Origin of the sequence: Morganella sp. TYF_1 (assembly GCF_043105645.1) — a bacterium.
GTDB lineage: Bacteria > Pseudomonadota > Gammaproteobacteria > Enterobacterales > Enterobacteriaceae > Morganella > Morganella morganii_B.
Map to the genome: position 1 here is coordinate 820,362 of NZ_JBICLU010000026.1, position 19,999 is coordinate 840,360.

The 19,999-nt window shown below is 49.3% G+C and carries 18 protein-coding genes, 1 tRNA gene and 1 pseudogene; 11 read left to right on the top strand and 9 right to left on the bottom strand.

All coding sequences use genetic code 11. The features are described 5' to 3' along the window. Positions 1 to 30 precede the first annotated feature (30 nt). Positions 31 to 2,052, bottom strand: coding sequence for an NAD-dependent DNA ligase LigA (gene ligA, locus ACF8OF_RS17430; RefSeq protein ID WP_392497261.1), 2,022 nt, complete (start codon positions 2,050 to 2,052; stop codon positions 31 to 33). Between the two features lie 72 nt (positions 2,053 to 2,124). After that, entirely contained in the window at positions 2,125 to 3,120 is a 996-nt protein-coding gene (gene zipA / locus ACF8OF_RS17435) for a cell division protein ZipA (protein ID WP_274371671.1), read from the bottom strand. A gap of 234 nt (positions 3,121 to 3,354) precedes the next feature. Between zipA and cysZ the strand changes: the two genes are divergently transcribed. The 7 genes from cysZ (at position 3,355) to uspF (ending at position 9,393) form a co-directional block, all read left to right on the top strand. After that, positions 3,355 to 4,107 carry a sulfate transporter CysZ gene (gene cysZ / locus ACF8OF_RS17440; RefSeq protein WP_262861446.1) on the top strand — a complete coding sequence of 251 codons (753 nt, stop codon included), beginning with the start codon at positions 3,355 to 3,357 and terminating at the stop codon, positions 4,105 to 4,107. Positions 4,108 to 4,296: 189 nt separating this feature from the next. After that, positions 4,297 to 5,253, top strand: a complete 957-nt coding sequence (gene cysK / locus ACF8OF_RS17445) for a cysteine synthase A (RefSeq protein WP_004240255.1) — start codon at positions 4,297 to 4,299, stop codon at positions 5,251 to 5,253. Positions 5,254 to 5,529: 276 nt separating this feature from the next. Beyond that, entirely contained in the window at positions 5,530 to 5,787 is a 258-nt protein-coding gene (gene ptsH, locus ACF8OF_RS17450; protein WP_004240254.1) for a phosphocarrier protein Hpr, read from the top strand. Positions 5,788 to 5,909: 122 nt separating this feature from the next. After that, positions 5,910 to 7,634 (top strand): phosphoenolpyruvate-protein phosphotransferase PtsI, encoded by a 1,725-nt coding sequence (ptsI, locus tag ACF8OF_RS17455; protein WP_025152887.1) that lies wholly within the window; start codon positions 5,910 to 5,912, stop codon positions 7,632 to 7,634. A 49-nt stretch (positions 7,635 to 7,683) separates the two neighbouring features. Continuing rightward, on the top strand, positions 7,684 to 8,193 hold the full coding sequence (gene crr, locus ACF8OF_RS17460) for a PTS glucose transporter subunit IIA (protein ID WP_004240252.1): 510 nt from the start codon (positions 7,684 to 7,686) through the stop codon (positions 8,191 to 8,193). Positions 8,194 to 8,478: 285 nt separating this feature from the next. Beyond that, positions 8,479 to 8,826: a DUF3024 domain-containing protein gene (locus ACF8OF_RS17465; RefSeq protein ID WP_392497262.1), complete on the top strand. Its 348-nt coding sequence runs from the start codon at positions 8,479 to 8,481 to the stop codon at positions 8,824 to 8,826. Positions 8,827 to 8,958: 132 nt separating this feature from the next. After that, positions 8,959 to 9,393 (top strand): universal stress protein UspF, encoded by a 435-nt coding sequence (gene uspF / locus ACF8OF_RS17470; RefSeq protein ID WP_072870176.1) that lies wholly within the window; start codon positions 8,959 to 8,961, stop codon positions 9,391 to 9,393. Positions 9,394 to 9,466: 73 nt separating this feature from the next. Here the strand turns inward: uspF and ACF8OF_RS17475 are convergent, their stop codons facing one another. The 3 genes from ACF8OF_RS17475 to ACF8OF_RS17485 all read right to left on the bottom strand — a co-directional run bounded on the left by ACF8OF_RS17475 (position 9,467) and on the right by ACF8OF_RS17485 (position 12,459). Continuing rightward, positions 9,467 to 10,402 carry an alpha/beta hydrolase family protein gene (locus tag ACF8OF_RS17475; RefSeq protein WP_392497263.1) on the bottom strand — a complete coding sequence of 312 codons (936 nt, stop codon included), beginning with the start codon at positions 10,400 to 10,402 and terminating at the stop codon, positions 9,467 to 9,469. 3 nt (positions 10,403 to 10,405) lie between these two features. Continuing rightward, the gene (locus ACF8OF_RS17480; RefSeq protein ID WP_279800232.1) at positions 10,406 to 11,176 is read right to left on the bottom strand and encodes a GNAT family N-acetyltransferase; all 771 of its coding nucleotides are present in this window, start codon (positions 11,174 to 11,176) and stop codon (positions 10,406 to 10,408) included. A gap of 107 nt (positions 11,177 to 11,283) precedes the next feature. Further along, a complete protein-coding gene (locus ACF8OF_RS17485; RefSeq protein WP_392497264.1) occupies positions 11,284 to 12,459 on the bottom strand; it encodes a benzoate/H(+) symporter BenE family transporter in 1,176 nt (391 codons plus the stop codon). 93 nt (positions 12,460 to 12,552) lie between these two features. On the opposite strand from ACF8OF_RS17485, the gene ACF8OF_RS17490 reads away from it, so the two are divergent. Beyond that, the gene (locus ACF8OF_RS17490) at positions 12,553 to 13,125 is read left to right on the top strand and encodes a helix-turn-helix domain-containing protein (RefSeq protein WP_392497265.1); all 573 of its coding nucleotides are present in this window, start codon (positions 12,553 to 12,555) and stop codon (positions 13,123 to 13,125) included. Positions 13,126 to 13,598: 473 nt separating this feature from the next. Here the strand turns inward: ACF8OF_RS17490 and catA are convergent, their stop codons facing one another. The 3 genes from catA to ACF8OF_RS17505 all read right to left on the bottom strand — a co-directional run bounded on the left by catA (position 13,599) and on the right by ACF8OF_RS17505 (position 15,371). Further along, entirely contained in the window at positions 13,599 to 14,240 is a 642-nt protein-coding gene (gene catA / locus ACF8OF_RS17495) for a type A chloramphenicol O-acetyltransferase (protein WP_392497266.1), read from the bottom strand. Between the two features lie 149 nt (positions 14,241 to 14,389). Further along, positions 14,390 to 14,560, bottom strand: coding sequence for a hypothetical protein (locus ACF8OF_RS17500; RefSeq protein ID WP_392497267.1), 171 nt, complete (start codon positions 14,558 to 14,560; stop codon positions 14,390 to 14,392). A 202-nt stretch (positions 14,561 to 14,762) separates the two neighbouring features. Further along, a complete protein-coding gene (locus ACF8OF_RS17505) occupies positions 14,763 to 15,371 on the bottom strand; it encodes a hypothetical protein (RefSeq protein ID WP_392497268.1) in 609 nt (202 codons plus the stop codon). 172 nt (positions 15,372 to 15,543) lie between these two features. Between ACF8OF_RS17505 and ACF8OF_RS17510 the strand changes: the two are divergent. Further along, positions 15,544 to 15,659 (top strand): annotated as a pseudogene (locus ACF8OF_RS17510) (tyrosine-type recombinase/integrase); the annotation flags it as partial. A 14-nt stretch (positions 15,660 to 15,673) separates the two neighbouring features. Here ACF8OF_RS17510 and ACF8OF_RS17515 read toward each other — a convergent pair. Next, positions 15,674 to 15,749 (bottom strand) — tRNA-Thr (locus ACF8OF_RS17515). Between the two features lie 1,294 nt (positions 15,750 to 17,043). Between ACF8OF_RS17515 and ACF8OF_RS17520 the strand changes: the two genes are divergently transcribed. Next, the gene (locus ACF8OF_RS17520; protein WP_112550885.1) at positions 17,044 to 18,414 is read left to right on the top strand and encodes a tyrosine phenol-lyase; all 1,371 of its coding nucleotides are present in this window, start codon (positions 17,044 to 17,046) and stop codon (positions 18,412 to 18,414) included. 134 nt (positions 18,415 to 18,548) lie between these two features. Next, positions 18,549 to 19,817 carry an aromatic amino acid transporter gene (locus ACF8OF_RS17525; protein ID WP_262861458.1) on the top strand — a complete coding sequence of 423 codons (1,269 nt, stop codon included), beginning with the start codon at positions 18,549 to 18,551 and terminating at the stop codon, positions 19,815 to 19,817. Positions 19,818 to 19,999 lie beyond the last annotated feature (182 nt).

A 19,999-nucleotide genomic window follows, 5' to 3' on the forward strand; every position in this document is an offset into this window, starting at 1 on the left:
TCTGCGGAAGACCGTTTTTCAGGTTGTCTGTCAGTTCAGCAGCGCAATAAATTCATCTTCATTGATCACTTTAATGCCCAGCTCTTCCGCTTTGACAAGCTTGGAACCTGCGGCTTCTCCGGCAACCACCAGATCGGTTTTCTTCGAGACACTGCCGGTGACTTTTGCCCCCAGCGCCGTCAGCCGATCTTTCGCCTCATCACGGGTCAGGATCTGCAGTGAGCCGGTCAGTACAACCACTTTACCGGCAAACGGATTATCCAGTGCCGATGCATCCACCGCCACCACATCCGGCCAGCTGATACCGATATCCCCGGTCAGATCAGTGATAACCTCCCGGTTATGCTGTTCGCGGAAGAAATTGACCACATGTTTCGCGACAACCTCCCCCACATCGGGAACGGCTTTCAGTGCCTCTGTATCTGCCTGCTGCAAAGCCTCCAGGGTGCCGAAATGCTCTGCCAGATTGGCCGCCGTGGCTTCGCCGACTTCGCGGATCCCCAGGGCATAAAGAAAACGGGCAAAAGTGGTCTGTTTTGATGCCGCCAGTGCGTCAGTCAGTTTCTGTGCCGATTTTGGCCCCATGCGATCAAGCCCGGTCAGCTTACCGGGGGTCAGCCGCCACAGATCGGCCGGCGTTTTCACATATTCCGCATCCACCAGCTGGTCGATAATTTTGTCTCCCAGTCTGTCCACGTCCATAGCGCGGCGGGAGACAAAGTGTTTAAGTGCTTCTTTGCGCTGCGCGCCGCAAATCAGACCGCCGGTACAGCGGGCAACGGCCTCGCCTTCCACCCGTTCGATATCTGACCCGCACACCGGGCAACTGAGCGGAAATTCAATATCCCGCGCATCTGCCGGACGCTCTGATTCCACCACGCCCACCACCTGCGGGATCACATCCCCGGCACGGCGGATAACCACGGTATCACCGATTTTCAGGCCGAGACGGCTGATTTCATCCGCATTATGCAGTGTGGCATTACTGACCGTCACACCGGCCACCAGCACCGGCTCCAGACGGGCAACCGGGGTAATCGCACCGGTACGGCCGACCTGGAATTCCACATCACGGACAACGGTCATCTGTTCCTGGGCAGGGAATTTAAAGGCTGTCGCCCAGCGCGGGGCTCGGGACACAAAACCCAGCGCCTCCTGCTGTGCAATGGAATCCACTTTGATCACCACGCCGTCAATATCAAAGCCCAGTACCGGACGGCTCTCTTCCACATTGTGATAAAAATCCAGCACCGCCTGACTGCCGGTGCAGCGCATCACACGATCACTGACCGGTAAGCCCCACGCTTTAAATTGCTGCAGGCGATCATAGTGACTGCCCGGCAGTGTACCGCCTTCCAGCACGCCCACACCGTAACAAAAGAAGGTCAGCGGGCGTTTGGCTGTCACCGATGGATCCAGCTGGCGTAATGAACCGGCTGCGGCGTTGCGCGGGTTGGCAAACACTTTACCTCCGGTACGGCGCGCTTCCTCATTCATCGCCTCAAAGCCTTTCTGCGGCATAAAGACTTCGCCGCGGATCTCAATACGCTGCGGGATGTTTTCCCCGCGCAGTTTCAGCGGAATAGCACGGATGGTCCGCACATTGGCGGTAATGTTTTCCCCGGTGGTGCCGTCACCCCGGGTCGCCGCCTGCACCAGACTGCCGTTTTCATACAGCAGGCTGACCGCCAGGCCGTCGAGTTTCAGCTCACAGCAGAATGTCAGATCCTGCGTGTCTTTCAGGCGATCACGCACACGTTTGTCAAAGGCGAGATAGCTTTCCTCATCAAACACGTTATCCAGTGACAGCATCGGAATTTCATGTCGTACCTGTTCAAACGCACTCAGTGGTGATGCCCCGACCCGCTGTGTCGGGGAGTCAGGTGTGATAAGTTCCGGATACGCCGCTTCCAGCGCTTTCAGACGCTGCATCAGGCGGTCATATTCCGCATCCGGCATTTCCGGGTTATCCAGCACGTGATAACAGTATTCATGATGGCGCAACGCGGCGCGCAGCTGTTCAATGTCGTTTTCGTTATTTTTTGGCATCATAGTAATCTGCAATCTGTTTATACCTGAAAAAAACCCCCGTCATTGCGGGGGTTTTTGTGCGATTTGTGGGTCTCAGTTCTGTTTGGCAACGAGAACTTTGCGGATGCGTGCCTTATACACCTCAATTTTCTGCGGTGTCAGCATTTTGCGCTCCTCATCCAGTACCACACCACCGACATCAGAGGCGATACGCTGAGCGGCCTGTAACATCAGTTTGAAGTTCTGGCTTGCATCACCATAGGACGGCACCATCATAAACATGGCCACACCCGGGGTTTCGATCTCTTCCATCTGCTCCGGCACAAACGTGCCCGGATTCACCATATTGGCCAGACTGAATAATACCGGACCACTGCCTGCCGGATCGACATGACGGTGATAAATGTTCATCGCCCCGAAACGGAACCCGGCCTGCTCAACAGCCGTGCGCAAAATGTCACCCGCGACCATCTGTCCCGGATGGGCAGACACAAACAGTGCCAGCACCAGCTCATTGTTTTCCGCACTGCTGTGCGGCGCATCTTCCTGCACCGCAACAACCGGCTCCGGCTCAGCTGCCGGTTGTTCCTCGTGAGGCGTATCTGTTTCAGCCGCCGTTATCACGGCAGCAGTTGTCATCACTTCCGGCGCCGGGGTAACCGCAACCTGTGGTGCCGGGGCTTCCTGCTCAAGGGCATCAAATAATCCGATTTGCGGCTCGGCTTCCGGTGTTTTTACCGGCTGACGGCGCGGACTCTGCGCTTTCGGTATCACAGGCGGTTCTTCCGGCTCCGGTGACGGAGACATTCTGCCGGCAGATAATAACGGATCCTGCTCATTCTGCGCTTCTGAATACGGAGAGATCTGCGGAGCCGGATCGTCCGGTAATGCAGCAGAATGACGGGCACCGTGTGCTTCTGACATGTCATCAGCAGCTTCGTCCTGTGACTCGTATTTTCGACGCTTCATGGGGCGCGCGCGAAACAGGGAAGAACGCTCTTTACGGCTCGTCCACAGTCCGTGGAGTAACAATGCGATGATTGCTACCGCACCCACAACGATTAATATCAGACGCAAATCTTGCATCAGTGCTATCTCTGTTGTTTAAATTAAAGGCCACCATGGCAAAATACTATCGTTTGATTACAAGAGTATTTGTCAATGATGTTAAGTTCAAGTCCCTGCACGTATTTCTTGCAATAAAGATCATTGAATTGCTCTTTTTGACTGATTTTTCATCCTGACATTTCATTTGTGACCGAACAAATCAATAGCTCAGTCTGATAGTATAACGTTTTACAATCATAGGAGTGAATAGGAAGTATGACAAATCCTGTCAGGCCGCTCAGCGGTTTTGCATATGTTGCACAAGGATGGCGGCTGATGATGCGTCCGGGTCTCCGGGCCTTCGTGATTCTGCCGCTGCTGGCCAATATCGTGGTAATGGGCGGTGCGCTCTGGTGGTTGTTCAGTCAGTTCAGCGGGTGGATAGCCTGGCTGATGGACAAAGTACCGGGCTGGCTGCAATGGCTGGATTATTTTATCTGGCCGGTGGCGGTGATCTCCGTGCTGTTGATCTTCACCTATTTTTTCAGCACGCTCGCCAATATCATTGCCTCGCCGTTTAACGGCTGGCTGTCAGAAAAACTGGAAGCGGAACTCACCGGGCGTCCCGCGCCGGATCAGGGCTGGGCAGATCTGATAAAAGATATCCCGCGTATTCTGAAACGGGAGATGGTTAAGCTGCTCTATTACATCCCGCGTGCCGTTATTCTGCTGATCCTGTTTTTTATTCCGGGAATCGGGCAGACACTCGCACCGGTGCTCTGGTTTATTTTCGGTGCCTGGATGATGTCTGTGCAGTACGGGGATTTCCCGTTTGATAATCACAAGGTCAGTTTTCCGGAAATGAAAAACACCCTGCGCCGCGATAATATGACCAATCTCCAGTTCGGTTCGCTGGTCAGTGTGCTGACCATGATCCCGTTTGTGAACCTGTTCATTATGCCTGCGGCGGTCTGCGGTGCCACCGCGCTGTGGGTGGATCGCTACCGCGCACAGTTTGTCCGCGACTGATCCGCAACGCCCTTCCGTGCAGGGTGGTTATCACACCGCCCTGCCGTTTTCCTGCGCCTTATACCTTTTCGCTATGGATCGTCTGTCCGGTTATAAGGATATGCCGATTATGTATTTCCTTTCCGCCGGTCAGCGGGTAATGTGGTTTTATATTTAGTCCGATTATGAATAACCCTATAAGGAAAACCGATGAGTAAGATATATGAAGATAACTCGCTAACCATTGGTCACACACCGCTGGTGCGCCTCAAACATTTTGGTCACGGCAATATTCTGGCGAAAGTGGAATCCCGCAACCCGAGCTTCAGCGTCAAATGCCGTATCGGTGCCAATATGATCTGGGACGCGGAAAAACGCGGCATCCTGAAACCGGGTGTGGAACTGGTGGAACCGACCAGCGGTAACACCGGGATTGCACTGGCGTATGTTGCTGCCGCCCGTGGTTACAAACTTACCCTGACCATGCCGGATACCATGAGTATCGAACGCCGTAAACTGCTCAAAGCCCTGGGAGCCAACCTGGTACTGACCGAGGGAGCGAAAGGCATGAAAGGCGCGATTGAAAAAGCCGATGAAATCAGCGCGTCTGATCCGTCCCGTTATATCGTATTACAACAATTCAGCAACCCGGCCAACCCGGCGATCCACGAAAAAACCACCGGCCCGGAAATCTGGGAAGACACTGACGGCAATGTGGATGTCGTGGTTGCCGGTGTCGGCACCGGCGGCACCATCACCGGTATCGCCCGTTACCTGAAAAACATCAAAGGGAAAAAAGACGTCACTATCGTGGCTGTCGAGCCGGAAGGTTCCCCGGTGATCACCCAGGCGCTGGCCGGGGAAGAGATCAAACCGGGCCCGCACAAAATTCAGGGTATCGGCGCCGGTTTTATCCCGGGCAACCTGGATCTGAGCCTGATTGACCGCGTCGAGCTGGTCAGCAACGAAGATGCTTTCGCCACCGCCCGTAAACTGATGGAGCGCGAAGGTATTCTGGCCGGTATTTCATCCGGGGCAGCAGTCATTGCTGCGGAACGTCTCGCGAAAGAAGATAAATTTAAGGGTAAAAATATCGTGGTGATCCTGCCGTCTTCCGGTGAACGTTACCTCAGTACGGCCCTGTTCGCCGATATCAGTGAAAACTGATCAACTGAACGGATTCAGTTCCCGTCCTGCCTGACCTCGAAAGCACCCGCAAAGGGTGCTTTTTTTGTGCAACGGATCAAAGTTTGACACTCTGCGGGGTGATTTTTGTGCGGTTGTTTAGTATTAAAAAAGTAATTATTTCACAGCTCAAAATAATGACACCAAATACGTATGTCGAATCTTCGGGTTGTGCTATTTTACTTGCTCCGGCTATGATTACTGTTATATGTCTTAATATTAACTGCCGATAAAAAATTTCAAACATGAGGTAACGCTATGTATCAGCAAGAAGTCACCATTACTGCTCCTAACGGCCTGCACACCCGTCCTGCGGCTCAGTTTGTCAAAGAAGCCAAAACCTTCGCTTCTGACATCACCCTGACTTCCGGCGGCAAAAGCGCCAGCGCCAAAAGCCTGTTCAAGTTACAGACGCTGGGTCTGACACAGGGTACCGTGGTGACTATCGCCGCAGAAGGTGAAGATGAGCAGAAAGCGGTAGAGCACCTCGTCAAACTGATGGGTGAACTGGAGTAATCTCCTTCCGCCCTCACCTGCCAGGATCCCCGGCCGCCGTGTCATGCCGGGGATAGTCCGTTTCCGGGTACGCTCACGCAGCCCGCTGCTGTACGTCCCCCAGTAAACTCAAAGGTATTATTATGGTTTCAGGAATCTCTGTTTCACCGGGTATCGCTTTTGGTAAAGCGTTGTTACTCAAAGAAGAACCTATCATTATCAGCCAGAAGTCGATTTCTGCTGAGCAGATTGATGCTGAAATCCGGCGTTTCACTGAAGGCCGCGCCAAAGCGTCCGCACAGCTGAATGCCATCAAAGAAACCGCTGAAAAAAATCTCGGTGCCGAGAAAGCCGAAATTTTTGAAGGTCATATCATGCTGCTCGAAGACGAGGAGCTTGAAAACGAAATCACTGACATCATCAAAAGCAAAAAAACCGCCGATTACGCGGTCAACCAGGTGATTGAAGAACAGGCCACCGCCCTGGAAGGTCTTGATGATGAGTATCTGAAAGAACGCGCGGCAGATGTCCGCGATATCGGTAACCGCCTGCTGAAAAATATCCTCGGCATGCCGATTATCGACCTCAGCGCCATCGCTGATGAAGTGATCCTGGTCTCCAAAGACCTGACACCGTCCGAAACCGCACAGCTGAACCTGAAAAAAGTGCTGGGCTTTATCACCGACATCGGCGGCCGGACTTCCCACACTTCCATCATGGCCCGTTCGCTGGAAATCCCTGCCGTGGTCGGTACCGGTAATGCCACTGAAAATATTAGCAGTGATGATTACCTGATTCTGGATGCGGTTAATAACACCATTTATCTCAATCCGTCTGAAGAAGAGATTGAGCGCATGAAAGAAGTGCGCGATGACTATCTGGCGGAAAAAGCCGAACTGGCAAAACTTAAAGACCTGCCTGCGATTACCCTCGACGGTCATCAGGTGGAAGTCTGTGCCAACATCGGTACCGTGCGCGATATGCCGGGTGCGGAACGCAACGGTGCGGAAGGTGTCGGTTTATACCGCACCGAATTCCTGTTTATGGATCGCGACTCGCTGCCGACGGAAGAAGAACAATTCCGCGCTTACAAAGAAGTCGCCCAGGCGATGCCGGATGAAGCCATTATTGTCCGCACCATGGACATCGGCGGTGATAAAGACCTGCCGTATATGAATCTGCCGAAAGAGGAAAACCCGTTCCTCGGCTGGCGCGCCATCCGTATCTGTCTGGATCGCCGTGAAATTCTCGATACCCAGCTGCGCGCAATTTTACGTGCCTCGGTTTTCGGAAAGCTGCGCATCATGTTCCCGATGGTGATTTCCGTCGAAGAAGTCCGCGAACTCAATAAGATAGTGGACGAAATGAAACAGCAGCTGCGGGATGAACAGAAACCTTTTGATGAAACTATTGAAGTTGGTATCATGGTGGAAACCCCGGCGGCAGCAATTAATGCACGTCACATTGCAAAAGAAGTCGATTTTTTCAGTATTGGAACCAACGACCTGACGCAGTATACTCTGGCTGTGGATCGCGGAAATGAGCTGATTTCCCATCTCTACAACCCGATGTCTCCTGCGGTGCTGAACCTTATCAAACAAGTCATTGACGCTTCCCACGCGGAAGGGAAATGGACCGGAATGTGTGGTGAGCTGGCGGGTGATGAACGTGCAACGTTATTGTTGCTGGGCATGGGTTTAGATGAATTTAGTATGAGTTCTATTGCTATCCCGCGTATCAAAAAACTGATCCGCAATACGCATTATGAAGATGCGAAAGCACTGGCTGAACAGGCACTCGCTCAGCCGACGGCAACAGAACTGATGGCACTGGTGGAAACCTTCACTAAAGAAAAAACCCTGTGCTGAGAAAGCCAAATTCACGCCCGGTCCCGTATCAACAATTAGGAGAGTATTCATGGGTCTGTTTGACAAACTGAAGTCGCTGGTTTCGGATGATAAAAAAGACAGCGGCACGATTGACATCGTGGCACCGCTGTCCGGTGAGATTGTGAATATCGAAGATGTGCCTGACGTTGTTTTCGCAGAGAAAATTGTCGGCGATGGTATTGCCATCAAACCGGCAGGGAATAAAATCGTTGCCCCTGTTGACGGTACAATCGGTAAAATTTTTGAAACTAATCACGCGTTCTCCATTGAATCGGACAGCGGGATTGAACTGTTTGTTCACTTCGGGATCGACACGGTCGAACTGAAAGGTGAAGGCTTCAAACGTATTGCGGAAGAAGGCCAGCGCGTACAAAAAGGCGACCTGGTTCTTGAATTTGATCTGGCGCTTCTCGAAGAGAAAGCCAAATCCACCCTGACCCCGGTGGTTATCTCGAATATGGATGAAATCAAAGAGATGACTAAAATGACCGGTCCGGTCACTGTCGGCGAAACGGTTGTCATCAAAATCAAAAAATAACAGCGTTACACCACAGTCTGTACACTGAAAAACGGTTTCTGCGGAAACCGTTTTTTTTCGTCTGTTTTCCTTTGATTGATTAATTTTGTTGTATTATCCCCTGCCTGTTATCCGGAAGTCACCGGAAAAGTATTTCTCACCTCAGTGAAATGCGCTAACATGATCTCCCGTGACGGTCCGCAATTTACGCAGATAACGCGCTGCCTGATACGGCCGGAGCCGCCGGAACCACGGGCGGGATAAACGGGAAGTTTTCATTTTCGTTCGTCACAAAATGGTAATGCTATGGAATTTAATTCAGTTCAGACACAGCAAATAAAGCAGAACATGCGCCTGTTCACTGAGCGCCTGTATCCGAATGGTCATATCCCCGATGAGTTCGATGTTCAGTACCGCACGGACAATAACAACATACTGATTTATCAGAAACAACTCGTCTGCCCTTGCGGCACCCCGCAAACCATTGAAAAACACATTGCCAGACTGACCTGGTCAGAAGCTGATGATAACTGGCAGCTTTTTTATGTGGATAACAACAAATGGCAGCCTTATCCGGACTGCCCTGCCGGCACGCTGAGTGTACTGCTGAAACAGGTTCTGGATGATAAATCCGACCGTTTTATTTTCAGTTAGTCACCACATCACACAATTAAGCCCCGTTAAGGGGTTTATTTGTGAATTTTGATCGTTTTCACGTATAGTGCTCATTACGCAGGTTACTATGACTGATAACTTATTTGCCGGCTTTCAGATTGCGAGGTGTGTATGTATAAAACGATTATAGTTCCAATCGATATTTCCGAAACCGGGCTGACCCGCGAGGTGATCCCGACAATTCAGACATTAGCCAAATTTGAAAATGCCAAAATTCACTTTGTCGCGGTGATCCCGTCATTCTCTCACTTTGCCTCTTTCGGTATTGCCTATGCCGCCACCCTGCCGGAAAAAGATGAGATTCTGGACAGCGCCAAAGAGCAGCTGGCGAAGATGGTCAGTGACTTTAATCTGCCTGCAGAGCAGTTTGAACTGCACGTGGTTTCCGGCTCACCGAAAGATCAGATTCTGAAACTGGCGGATACCCTGGAAAGCGACCTGATTGTGATCAGCTCACGCCGCCCGGATATGTCCACCTATCTGCTCGGCTCCAACGCCGCCGCGGTTGTGCGTTACGCCCATACCTCGGTTCTGGTTGTCCGCTGATACGCGGCAGCACCTGACTGAACGCCCGCACTGCGGGCGTTTGTTTTTTTATTTTCCTGAAATCTGCACAGGATCACAGCCGGGCATACCAGTCACGAATAGCTGACAGAACGTGTCCGGTATGCCGGTTTCCGTCGGAATCTTTAAAATAGTGATCCAGATTATCAAAGGTTCTGAATGTCACCACCGGATTCGCCACCGCTTTCTGCATCTGCTTAAACGATGTAACACTGACATTGGTATCATTCAGCGTCTGAATAACCAGCACCGGTTTTATCTGCCCGTTCAGTGTCTGCTGCGCATCGGCTTCCAGAAACTCACGCCACCAGCGCGGCCCGTGCTGGCTGACCAGCATATCGTCCGCCACCTCATTACGTTTTACCGCATCGGTAAATGCCAGAAAACCGGCTAACTGTGACTCGTCAGGCGGCTGAGGACTATTACGGAAGCTGTCCGTGACATCATCGAGGAAAAAGCGCCCGCCACCATTGATGGCTACCACCGCGTCAACCACCGGAGATACCAGGGCGGTGTGCTCCGCGACCGTCGCCCCTTCGCTGCCGCCCAACAGCAGCACAGTGTCATACACCCCTTTCAGGCGATCGAGCACCGCAGCATAGTCACTGACCCGCACCGACAGCGAATCATTGAGCATGGTTTCCGCCGGGCAATCTGCCCGCTCACCATCCCGGTCATTAAAAGGCAGTGCATCGGTAATGCCGTATTTCTCCACCAGCAGAATGTCATGATCCGGGAACGCACCGCCGAAAGTATCCACCATAAAACGGTTGTTTTTGGCACTGTTACAGTCTGAACCCTGAATCAGCACCAGTAATTTTCGGGCAGGTTCCGCCTGCCGGTGCAGCAGGTAGTAATGAATATCGCTGCCGTCCTGACGGGCAAGGTTGTCTGTCCGGACCGTTTCTTTCCCGCTATTTTGTATTTCTGATGCCATTGCAGGAGCCATCAGCAGACAACCCAGCAGCGTACAGACGGCGGCCTTACGCATTCTTCATCCCTTCACATAAAACAGATAATTAAACAATGTGCGGAAACCGAGCTTCTGATACAGGCTCAATCCTTCGGACGACGCTTCCAGATAACAATCCCGGATACCCCGCTTCCGGCATAGTGTCAGTGCATAATCCAGCAACAGTGTGGCGTAGCCGTTGCCCTGATATGCAGGAACAGTTCCGAGATCATCAATCCGCGCGCCGTATTCTGACAGCGACAGCGTAATGCAGCTGACCGGTTTCCCCTGACACAACAGAACGGCATGGTGCAGCTCAGTACCGTTTGCCATTGCCCGCTGATGATAGCGGATATAGTCACTGACAATACTGAAATCCGGCGCTTCTTCGTCATCCTCTCCCACCGGAAAAGCGGCATCCAGCGGCTCCGCCCACAGCGAAAGCTGATCATTCACCTCACGGATCTCGCATCCGGCAGGAAGAACAGAAGACGGCTGCCATTCCTCAACACACAGATGCATGGCACTGGTTTCACCGTCAGCTTCATAACCCGCCGCCATAATCTGCGGGTGCAGTGCTTCTGCGACAGATTTCTCCGTCACCAGACAGTGGGGCTTATGGCAGGCGGTGAAAAGCTGCTGTGCCTGTGAAAATTCAGCGTTATCCGCACCGGCCTGCAGATAGATATAGTTAAAAACCGGCACCGGCAGCGGTGTCAGATAGCACTCTGCGCGGTCACTGACTGTAATGACATCCTGCGCGATACTGCGCCAGAAATGGCGCTCTGTGGCGAGGTAATTCTGTAAACTCATGGTGTCTCCGGAATGGTATAAGCATCGGCGGGATTTATTATCTCCACTCTATAATATAAGCCGTTATATACCTTATCAGAATGTTAAGGTATTCCGGAGTCTGACGCTCAGCCCCGGCGTATTGCCATAATCTGATGCACCACAATACCCGCCAGCAATCCCCAAAAAGCCGAACTGATACCCAGCAGCGTAATACCGGATGCCGTCAGCAGAAAGCAGATAATTGCCGCATCCCGCCCTTTTTCATCTGCCAGGGACTGATGCAGGCTGTTCATCAGCGTGGTCAGCAGAGCAAGCCCGGCCAGGATCTGTATCAGAACCGCCGGAAAGGCATTGAACAACATAAAAACCGCACCGCCGAAAATCCCCGCCAGCAGATAAAATATCCCCGCCCAGACAGCTGCGGTATAACGCCGTGCCGGGTCCGGATGCACATCCGGCGCCATGCAAATCGCGGCGGTGATCGCCGCAATACAGATACTGAACCCACCCCACGGTGCCAGCAGAATGGCCGCCAGCGACGAGCAGCTCAGCAGCACAGAGGTGTGCGGCGGATAACCGTTAGCCTGTAAAATCGCAATCCCCGGCGCATTCTGCGAGGCCAGCGACACAATAAAAAAAGGAATGCCGACACTGATCAGGGATGTCAGGGTAAATGACGGCATCACAAATTCCGGCAGCGCAAACACATTACCGGCTCGGACAAAATGCAGATCACCGCTCAGCCCGGTCACTGTAATACCGGTGATCAGTGCAGCAATAATGGCGTACAGCGGGAAAATCCGCCGCATCACCACATACGCGGCTATCATCGCAGCACACAGCACAAAGCTGGTATTCAACGCACCGAACGCCGTCAGCCCGAAACGCAACAGAATACCGGCCAGCATCGCCGAGGCCAGTGCGCGCGGGATATAATTCATCAGTCGGGCAAAAATACCGGTCACACCGCACAGAAACATCAGCCCGGAGGCAAAAATAAACACGCCGACGGCTTCATTGATGGTCACCCCCGACAAACTGGTCACCAGCAGCGCGATCCCCGGTGTGGACCAGGCCGTCAGCACCGGCATTTTATACCAGAGCGACAACCCGATCGTTGTCACTCCCATCCCGATCCCCAGCATCATCAGCCAGCCGCCGGTTTGTGCGGCATCAAGTCCCGCCACATTCAGTGCCTGCAAAATAATCGCCACTGAACTGGCATAACCGACCAGCACCGCAACCAGCCCTGTCATCATCATTGCTGGAGAAAAGGCACGAAAAAATGTTAACTTATTCATAGGAACACACCATCGGATGTTATAGCAGACGAGCGGACTCTATCACCGGATGCTATAACGGACAATGACATTTACCCGGAATAATGACAATTTATGCACGATATCACACCGGCTGTTGCTGAAACTTTTAAACAACTGCGTGCCGAACGCGGACTGAGTCTCAGCCAGGCAGCACAACTGACCGGCGTCAGCAAAGCCATGCTCGGTCAGATTGAACGCGGACAGTCCAGCCCGACGGTATCCACACTGTGGAAAATCGCCACCGGCTTTAATGTGGCGTTCTCTGTCTTTCTGGAAGGTGCGCAACCGCAGCAGCAATCCGCACTCCACGCTTTTGCAAAACTGCCGGTCTTTGAACAGACCCGCTCAGGGATGCGTGTTACACCGCTGATCCCATTTGATGATGAACTGAAAACGGATTTACTGAAGATTGACCTGCTGCCGGGGGCGCTCAGCGAGTCCGGCCCGCATGAACCCGGCGTTATCGAACATGTTATTGTGCTGGAAGGGGCATTACAACTGCAGCTGGGGAATGACTGGCACACCGTTTCCGCCGGGGAATCCCTGCGCTTCCATGCCGATATTCCGCACGCTTACGCTAATCCCGGCAAGACCATTGTGACACTGCATAACCTGATCCATTATCCGCGTCCTGCGGAAAAATAAAAAAAGCAGGGTATAAAAATATACCCCGCTTTGACTTAACAGATCGTCTGATTTTTAGTAATAATAATACAACCAAAATAAATACCTGCTCAGCTTAACTTATAATATACCTTCCCGGAATAGCAAGGGTTTACGTTTATACTGAACATAAAAATATACCATTCAGAATACTGTCTTCTGTTATGTATGGCGGTTTATTTATTGTTTAATTAAACATCGTCAGGCATATTTCTATGCTGTCATGATGTTTTTTCTGGTGTTGTTTCTTCTGGTGTTGTTACTACTGCATAATTTATTATTATCGCTACATGGTTTTACTGCATCTTTCTTATTAAAGGTATTACCAAACTACAGGGGTAGTATCGTACAGTGATCCTGAACGATTCTGAAACGAGATTACAGATCACAGTGAAAATATAAAAAAAAGCCACCATTCCTGCCGGATACAGTGGCTTATTACAGGATTAACTAACTTATTTTAGTATGTTGTTACACATCATCTGAAGTGTATTAATAAACCGGGCTGCATGAAAACCATCACAGACTGCATGGTGCACCTGCACAGAAACAGGTAATAATACGCAGTCACCTTCCTGCTGAAATTGCCCCATCGTAAAAACCGGGGCAAAATAATCATCCTTTCCGGTGATATTCAGGTTAAATCCGTCAAAACTCACCCAGGGTAATGATGATATATTCAGATGGTTCTCTGGTAACTCTCCCTGCGGAAACAATGCAGTATCATGCTGATATTCTGCCATTACCGCATTATAGCCCGCCATAAATTCACTGATATCCGGACAATAACGGCAAAAGAGCACAGAGAATGTTTCAGTGTCTTTATGAAAAACAGTAAATACAGGATCGGTCCGATCCCAGTAAATCAGTGCATTATCTTTCATTGCCATCCGGAACTCCGGAAACTGATTAACAACCCCGGAGATCAGATAAATCATTACCGGATAAAATTTATAATCCGTTTCCGCCAGTGCGGTACGTAAAGCGGTAATATCGAGTTTGGTGGTCAGGCTGAATCCGCATTTAATCTGCTGACGATAAAGGGCAAAATGTTCCCTGCGATTCCAGGTATTCAGGTCAATCCGGGTAAAATTCATGTTTATTCCTTCTGATTAATAGTGAAAAATAGTAATAATCAGAAGGCAGTCTGGTTGTCTCAATGGGTAACATTCCGTCCTCCGTAAGCTGTCTGGTATTCAGTAATAATACCCGATACGGGCCTGATCTGTATTAAGCCCGGCTTTATTTATTCCGGCCAATCATCCGCAAACACATAGCGGATCAATTCTGCGGATCCACGGGGCGGTGCTTTCAGCACATCCGCCATTACGTCAATTTCCATCTGACAGGTTTGCAGTTTGTCTTCCGCCAGTACATACGGATCATCAGCCAGGAAACGAGCACCGTATTTATCCACTGATTCCTGTATTTACGCCGAAAATAATGACTTTCAGTGTCGGAACCATCTCAAGAACCTGAGTTTTTATCTGTTCATTTTTTTCCACCACCGCACTTTTAATAAAAAATGCAAAAAACAACGCAATCAGTGACAGATAAACAGGCCGCCCGCAAATAAAAAACCACCGGATAACCGGTGGTTTTTTGTACTTAGCGATAACTTACTCTCCCCGCTGCTTAATGCAGATCTCTTTTATTTTTTGTATATTATTCTTCAGAGAAACCTGATGTTCTGTGGGAAAATAACTGTAGTCCAGCGAAATATAAAAACGGGCATCACGCATCATGACAAACAAACTGATTTCGTTTTCTTCCGATTTATAAATGAAATGTTCTTCATCTGCTTTTTTGCTTTCCAGTATTGAAGGTTTACCATATTCCACTTCAAGATTGTGCTGCAATGTTTTCAGCAGCGTCTGATATGCTGTTTCATCATCTGTGGAATAAAAATAACCAATACCGACCAGCCCGCTGAAATCCGGCTGCCCGTACTGCGGTAAAAAACGGAATTCGTATTCACCGGCTTCATTTAATCCGCCGGAAAATGTTTTGGACGTCACTTTGGTCAGCGGGCAGGCATATTCGCTGTTATCCGTTTCCGGCTGACTGCCGAGCCGTGGCGCCAGAGCTTCTTCCGTCATTCCCCATGTCAGACCGAAAGGAGCAGCATAACGCTCATGTTGTCCTGTATCCGCCGCCTCTGTTTTATCACAGCCACCCAGTAATAGTGATGCTGCAACCAACGCAGAAATTATCGTTATTTTTTTCATTGTTCAGTATATCCGCTGATTTAATGTGACGTTAGCCCGCCATATTTAACTTATCATTCAATCCGGCTGTTTTCCGGCAACAAACGATATCAATCCAGAATAAAAGTACCAGTAAAAAATAAAGCCTCCGTAAAAAAGGATCGTATCAGTGACCCGGCCCCGGCTGCATTAAATTGACGATTTCCGCTTTCGCGGCCTGAGACACACCCGGGCGAGCTGGTTAATTCAGGCCGGTGAGTGCCAATGTCAGCACTTCAGGAAATGGGAGGGCGGGAGGATGGGAGGATGGGAGTCGATCGAAGTGGTGCCGGATACCGGATTCGAACTGGTGACCTTTTCATTACGAATGAACTGCTCTGCCAACTGAGCTAATCCGGCACAACCTTATTACACGCCTGTCAGGCACGGTTTTCAAGCTGAAAACCGGAAATCGCTGCCGGTTTGCCTGTTTTTTCTTCTGTATTCATGCCTGTCTGGCGTGATCTGAAGCACAAATCCGGTATTTTCTGTTTTCAACGGAGTGTTATCTATTCTGCATGAAATCATGTCTTCCTTTATAAACATACCGGACATCTCCTCAGATAAATAATTTGAATATCATTATATTGATTGATATAAAAACTAATATTTAACAAAATTCCAGTTTATAAAATCAAATTACAGTCATTTTTTAGATTTAAATTTCAAAAAAAGATATATGAAAGATATGCACGTTACAAACATCTTGTTACTATTATCCCGCTAATAATGTAAACATTTAAGTACAGCATTTTGCTTTACTAACATGACGGTAAATGCAAAACCGTGAATATGATCACTAAACAATCACATACCGAATTGCATAACAATTCACTGCTTTAATTAAATATCTTTGTTATTCCCTGCTGTCGCTGACTTTTCATTCATGTAACGTAACATTATCAATGTGATCCTTATCATCAAATTTATCCTGACCGTGTCACATTTTTATTTTTATCTTGAGTTTCAGTTGAAGGATTCAATAAATCATAACGTTTTTCCGCCCGATCAATAAAAACAAATGTAATTGTAACAATGGTAACTTATAAATTATTTTAATTCAAATGACCAGGGAGGTGTATATGATGCATAGATTTGATTAAACCGCAGCAGTGTTTCTCATCCGTTTTTTTATTCATCCTGTAAAGATAGATTTAAATTTGTACGTTATATCCTTATTTACGCTTTCTTAACCTATATAAAAAAACACCTGATAACACGACTATTCATTGCAGCATAACTGCCCGACAGCATTGAATTATTCATATTATCCCCGGGTTTTAACGATGAATTAAATGTATATTAAACATAAATACGCAACAAGGCATTAACAAACTCAACTCATTGAATATAATCAATTATTTTAGTTTAAGTGATATAGATCACCCGATTTACACCCGAAATTAATACCCACTTAGTTTATTTCCACCTCCCCCATTCCCTTTTCCTTTTTTTTCACGCATGATGATTTCACGCCAAACAAGAAGGATGGCAGAGAAAGAAAAAACAGAAATAAAAAAACCGAATTTGAATTAAGACAAGAACACTACCGGATTTACAAATGCTATATCATTCACAAGGCATGAGATTTATAAACAAATAAATGCCTGTGTAAATTATCGAGTTATTATTATAAATAATTGGAGATTTTACCATGATGTATCCAGCAGAACCGTATCGTATTAAAAGTGTTGAAACCGTATCCATGATCCCTCGCGAAGAGCGTATCAAAAGAATGAAAGAGGCCGGGTACAACACTTTCTTGTTGAATTCCAAAGACGTTTATGTCGATTTACTGACCGATAGCGGCACCAACGCCATGTCCGATAAACAATGGGCCGGCATGATGATGGGTGACGAAGCATACGCGGGCAGCGAAAACTTCTTCCATCTGGAAAGAACTGTTCAGGAATTATTCGGCTTTAAACACATCGTTCCTACTCACCAGGGCCGGGGTGCAGAGAACTTACTCTCTTCATTAGCGATCAAACCGGGTCAGTATGTTGCAGGTAACATGTACTTCACTACCACCCGTTATCACCAGGAAAAAAATGGTGCGACATTCATCGATATCGTCCGCGATGAAGCACACGATGCGGGCCTGGATGTGAAATTCAAAGGCAATATCGACGTTAAGAAACTGGAAAAACTGATTGCGGAGAAAGGTGCGGAAAATATCGCTTACATCTGTCTGGCGGTAACCGTAAACCTGGCAGGTGGTCAGCCGGTCTCTATGGCAAACATGCGTGAAGTCCGCCAGTTATGTGACAAGCACGGCATCAAAGTATTCTACGATGCAACCCGCTGCGTGGAAAACGCCTATTTCATCAAAGAGCAGGAAGAAGGTTTCGCGGATGTCTCCATTAAAGACATCGTTCACGAAATGTTCAGCTACGCTGACGGTTGTACCATGAGTGGTAAGAAAGACTGTCTGGTGAACATCGGTGGTTTCCTGTGTATGAACGACGACGACATGTTCTCTGCCGCACGTGAACTGGTCGTGGTTTATGAAGGGATGCCTTCTTACGGTGGTCTGGCCGGTCGTGATATGGAAGCGATGGCTATCGGTTTACGCGAAGCGATGCAGTTCGAATATATCGAGCACCGCGTCAAGCAGGTTCGTTACCTGGGCGAAAAACTGAAAGCAGCCGGTGTACCGATTGTTGAGCCGGTCGGCGGCCACGCAGTATTCCTCGATGCACGCCGTTTCTGCCCGCATCTGACCCAGGATGAGTTCCCGGCACAGAGCCTGGCAGCCAGCATCTACATGGAAACCGGTGTACGTTCAATGGAGCGCGGTATTATCTCCGCAGGCCGTAACAAAGAAACCGGCGACCATCACCGTCCGAAGCTGGAAACCGTTCGCCTGACGATTCCGCGCCGTGTATACACCTATGCACACATGGATCTGGTTGCTGACGGTATTATCAAACTGTTCAAGCACAAAGAAGATATTAAAGGGCTGAAGTTCATTTACGAACCGAAGCAGTTACGTTTCTTCACTGCACGCTTTGATTACGTGTAATTATCTGATGACAGCGGCCTCATTATTTTAATGGGGCCTTTTTGTCTCTGTATCCCTATAACAATAAAGAACAAATAAAATCGATAAATATGAATGCTGTTGGTGATATTTATCATTAATAGGAAACGTTTATTATGAGTATTCATAGTGCCGATACAAATAAATCACCCGGACTGACCAGCGGAACCATGCTTGTTATAGCAACAGTCGTCGGCGGCGGTATGTTTTCGTTACCGATTGCAATGGCCGGTGTCTGGTTTTCCGGTGCCGCTGTTATTTTGATTCTAGTTGCAATTATGATGTTACTGACCGGCCTGATGTTAGTTGAAGTTAACCTGCATTTTGAACCGGGTGCCAGCTTTAATACCTTCACCACCGAGTTACTGGGCAAAAAATGGAATATTGTCGTGGGAATTGCCTTCGGGTTTGTCCTCTATATTCTGACGTATGCCTATATCTCCGGGTCATCCGCAGTTCTGGCTCAGACGATATTAAAATATACCGGTGTCGCGCTGCCGATAAAAGCCGCCGTCGTAATTGTCGCCTGTCTGGTGGCTGCGATTGTCTGGTACAGCTCATTATGGGTCGGACGTATTACCACCATTTTAATTTTCGGTAAGTTTATCGCGTTCTTTGCCACCTTCTCCGGACTGGTTGCACACGTGGAAATTGCCAATCTGCTGGATTCCGCATCAGTGGCAATTCCCGGAACAAAATATCTGCCTTATGTTCTGATGACACTGCCGTTCTGTATTATTTCGTTCGGCTTCCACGGTAACGTGCCGAGCCTGGTGAAATTGTACGGCAAACCAAAATTCCGTTTTATTACCCGTTCAATCATTATCGGGACAATATTTGCGGTACTGCTGTATATCTTCTGGCTGGGTGTCACGATGGGCAACATCAGCCGCGCCAACTTCTCCCCGATTATTGCCAAAGGCGGGAACATTGATGTGTTTGTTGAGGCAATCGGCGGGGTGATGTCAGGCAAAACCATGGATGTCATCCTGACATTCTTCGGTAACTTTGCGGTGGCCAGTTCCCTGCTGGCAGCAACACTCGGCCTGTTTGACTATATTGCCGACCTGCTGAACTTTAAAAATGACAGCGCCGGTCGTTTCAAAACAGCGGTAGTGACGTATCTGCCACCGGCGGTGGTGTGTTTCTTCTTCCCGAACGGATTCGTTTATGCCATCGGCTATGCCGGTCTGGCCTTTACCATCTGGAGTGTGATTTTACCGCCGTTCCTGGTAAAAGCCTCCCGCAAACGCTACAGCGACGGCGATACCATTTACCGTTCACCGTGTAACAACGCGGTATTGAATCTGGTGATTGTCTGCGGTGCGATTGTGTATCTGACGGTCATTCTGGATGTGTTCGGCTGGCTGCCGACATTTAAATAAAAGGTGTTACAGGCGGCCGGAGACAGATATGCCCGGCCGCTTGTGCAGCAGTTCTCTCTGGTCTGCCGGGAGGCAAATCATGTATTTCACCCTGTTACACTGGCAACATCCGCTGTTTACCCGCCGGCAGGCGCTGCGGCTGCTTATTCAGGTGCAGTGCGCCGTTCATATGACGCGCAGAG

Coding starts and splice junctions, on each gene's coding strand:
- ACF8OF_RS17465 (WP_392497262.1), top strand. CDS start 8,479: ATGGAATTTAATTCAGTTCAGACACAGCAAATAAAGCAGAACATGCGC.
- ptsH (WP_004240254.1), top strand. CDS start 5,530: ATGTATCAGCAAGAAGTCACCATTACTGCTCCTAACGGCCTGCACACC.
- ACF8OF_RS17480 (WP_279800232.1), bottom strand. CDS start 11,176: ATGAGTTTACAGAATTACCTCGCCACAGAGCGCCATTTCTGGCGCAGT.
- ligA (WP_392497261.1), bottom strand. CDS start 2,052: ATGATGCCAAAAAATAACGAAAACGACATTGAACAGCTGCGCGCCGCG.
- ACF8OF_RS17505 (WP_392497268.1), bottom strand. CDS start 15,371: ATGAAAAAAATAACGATAATTTCTGCGTTGGTTGCAGCATCACTATTA.
- ACF8OF_RS17475 (WP_392497263.1), bottom strand. CDS start 10,402: ATGCGTAAGGCCGCCGTCTGTACGCTGCTGGGTTGTCTGCTGATGGCT.
- ACF8OF_RS17520 (WP_112550885.1), top strand. CDS start 17,044: ATGATGTATCCAGCAGAACCGTATCGTATTAAAAGTGTTGAAACCGTA.
- uspF (WP_072870176.1), top strand. CDS start 8,959: ATGTATAAAACGATTATAGTTCCAATCGATATTTCCGAAACCGGGCTG.
- ACF8OF_RS17525 (WP_262861458.1), top strand. CDS start 18,549: ATGAGTATTCATAGTGCCGATACAAATAAATCACCCGGACTGACCAGC.
- ACF8OF_RS17485 (WP_392497264.1), bottom strand. CDS start 12,459: ATGAATAAGTTAACATTTTTTCGTGCCTTTTCTCCAGCAATGATGATG.
- cysK (WP_004240255.1), top strand. CDS start 4,297: ATGAGTAAGATATATGAAGATAACTCGCTAACCATTGGTCACACACCG.
- ACF8OF_RS17490 (WP_392497265.1), top strand. CDS start 12,553: ATGCACGATATCACACCGGCTGTTGCTGAAACTTTTAAACAACTGCGT.
- cysZ (WP_262861446.1), top strand. CDS start 3,355: ATGACAAATCCTGTCAGGCCGCTCAGCGGTTTTGCATATGTTGCACAA.
- catA (WP_392497266.1), bottom strand. CDS start 14,240: ATGAATTTTACCCGGATTGACCTGAATACCTGGAATCGCAGGGAACAT.
- ptsI (WP_025152887.1), top strand. CDS start 5,910: ATGGTTTCAGGAATCTCTGTTTCACCGGGTATCGCTTTTGGTAAAGCG.
- crr (WP_004240252.1), top strand. CDS start 7,684: ATGGGTCTGTTTGACAAACTGAAGTCGCTGGTTTCGGATGATAAAAAA.